This window comes from Dyadobacter sp. 3J3 (genome assembly GCF_009801115.1).
In the GTDB taxonomy this organism is placed as follows: Bacteria; Bacteroidota; Bacteroidia; order Cytophagales; family Spirosomataceae; genus Dyadobacter.
Genome location: NZ_VTOL01000048.1, coordinates 1 through 888 on the forward strand (window position 1 = coordinate 1; position 888 = coordinate 888).

An 888-nucleotide genomic window follows, 5' to 3' on the forward strand; every position below is an offset into this window, starting at 1 on the left:
GCCCGCGCTTCGATTGTCTCCTTAGCCTGTTTGATTTTCTCTAAGCGATCTTCACGTCGTTTAAGTTCGGCCGGAACGTCCATTTTTTCGGGCTTTTCCTTTTCATCAGTGCTGGAGGCAATAGTAAACAGCTTGCTTATTTCTGACTCTAACTGCACTTCCAGCCGTTTCATATATTCGTAGCTCATTGCTCTATGCTTGCTGGCGTCTGCTTGAATTTTAGTACCATCCAAATACACATTCCCCAGTTTTACTAAACCCAACTCTTTTCCAATGAGCAATATATCTTTAAACCATCCTTTAATTTCGCCAAGAAAACGCTTGCGAAATCCCGCAATTGTTTCATGGTCAGGATGTTGATTGCCGGCAATAAAGCTAAATGCAACAGAATCATGAGTCGCTGCTTCTATTTTTCTTGAACTAAACACACCAGTAGAATAACCATAAAAGATTAGACCTAAAAGTAACTTCGGATCATAGGCAGCTGTACCAGTGCCACGATACTGGCTGTAAATTCTTGAAAGATCTAAACGATCAACTATTTCAACTGTAAACCGTGCCAAATGGTCCTGGGGCAGCCATTCTTCAAGATCATAAGGCATAAATGTCGTTTGCCCACGGTTGGCTCCTACAAAATGTTTCATGATCTGAAGATACTCAATTATATTCAAATGTTCAAGTCCGACAGGCTCCTAGGCACATTGTTTAAATTTTTGCTCAAATATTTCATTTGGACTTTTATATCCAAATCTTTTCCTGGCCCTGTTATTTAATTTATTTGTGATTCTTAAAACCTCTTCTTTCGTGATTAAGTCAAAGTTATATTTTTTTGGAAAATATTGTCTGACTAAACCGTTTAAGTTTTCATTCGCTCCCCTTTCCCAACTG

General features: G+C 39.0%; 2 protein-coding genes. Both read right to left on the reverse strand.

All coding sequences use genetic code 11. From position 1 onward, the window contains the following. The coding region (locus FZF08_RS31435) for a transposase (protein WP_200837211.1) at window positions 1-644 on the reverse strand (644 nt) is incomplete at its 3' end. A gap of 48 nt (window positions 645-692) precedes the next feature. After that, the coding region (locus FZF08_RS32010) for a transposase (RefSeq protein ID WP_409012684.1) at window positions 693-888 on the reverse strand (196 nt) is incomplete at its 5' end.